Source organism: Cupriavidus phytohabitans (genome assembly GCF_000426345.1).
Lineage (GTDB): Bacteria > Pseudomonadota > Gammaproteobacteria > Burkholderiales > Burkholderiaceae > Cupriavidus.
On record NZ_AUFE01000237.1, the window covers coordinates 1 to 1,383 of the forward strand.

Here is a 1,383-nt window from a genome sequence, read left to right on the forward strand (position 1 = left end):
ACTACGCAACTTCGTCAGAAGTTAACAGAGCCAGCGTTTCAGCCGTTGCGCGTAAACGTCAGCCCAACCGACCCCGGATTTATGCAACAACGCCCTTGTGGATGGTGTACTGATTCGTATTTTCTTTGCTAGTGCTGCTCGGTGCTTTCGCGTGTTCAAAGAAGCCTTAAAATGAAAAGACTAGAATTTGGAAATCGCTTCAAGGACAATCTTCTAAAAGCAGAGGCGTAGCCCACCCAATGCAGGACTTTTTTCGTCACCACATAGACGTGATGATCTACTTCCTGTCGCTTTGAGCTATAGTCGCAGGATCAAATCGAAATTCACCAGATGCGTCCCGAACTACCCGAAAACGACGCCGGAAGGCCGACTGACGCACAGGCGCGCCGCAGCGCCGGTTGGCGCAGCACGCTTGTCAGCGTGGCGGTCAATATCGGCCTGACCATCGCCCAGGGGGCGGCCGGCATCATCTCCGGCTCGCAGGCGCTGATTGCCGACGCCGCACATTCGCTGTCCGACCTGCTTTCAGACTTTGTCGTGCTGGCCGCCGGATCGCAAAGCTGCAAGGATCCGGATGCCGATCACCAGTATGGCCACCTGCGCTTCGAGACAGCAGCGTCGCTGGTCCTGGGTGTGCTGCTGCTGACGGTGGCGGCGGGCATGCTGTGGGCAGCACTGGGCAAGCTGCAGCATCCCGCCGGGCCACAGCCGGTTCAACCAATGGCACTTTGGGTGGCAGTGGTCGCGCTGGCATCCAAGGAGTTGCTGTTCCGCTACATGCTGGCCGTGGCGCGGCGGGTCCGTTCGAGCATGCTGGTAGCCAATGCCTGGCATGCGCGCTCGGATGCGGCTTCGTCGTTGGTGGTGGCGCTTGGCATCGCCGGCAACCTGCTCGGCTATCTCAGCCTCGACCTGATCGCGGCAATGGTAGTGGGGCTGATGGTCGCGCGCATGGGGCTGCGCTTCAGTTGGGACGCGCTCAATGACCTGATGGACCGCGCCGCCGACAAAGAAACCGTCGCCGACATTCGCGCCACCATGCTGGGCACGCCCGGCGTGCTCGGCTTGCACGACCTGCGCACCCGCAAGATGGGCGACCAGGTGCTCGTTGATGTCCATCTTGAAATCGAGGCCACGCTGACAGTGGCACAAAGCCATGCGATTGCCGTCGATGCCCGGCGCCGCACGCTGGAGCACCATCGCGTACTCAACGTTATGACCCACGTCGACCCGGTTTACTTTACGAAGACCCTCACGGCAGAATAGATTATATGAACGCCACCGATGCGCTAGGGATGCTCTGCATAATTAGCCGGCGGATGTGCTTGCAATGAATCGTCGAGCCGGCGAGCATGTAGCGCATGAAACAAACTGACCTCGGAC

Annotated in this window: 1 protein-coding gene; it reads left to right on the forward strand. The window is 59.6% G+C overall.

Translation table 11 applies throughout. The features are described from left to right. Positions 1 to 330: 330 nt before the first annotated feature. Positions 331 to 1,266 carry a cation diffusion facilitator family transporter gene (locus tag K309_RS0134990; protein ID WP_029050486.1) on the forward strand — a complete coding sequence of 312 codons (936 nt, stop codon included), beginning with the start codon at positions 331 to 333 and terminating at the stop codon, positions 1,264 to 1,266. Positions 1,267 to 1,383: the final 117 nt, after the last annotated feature.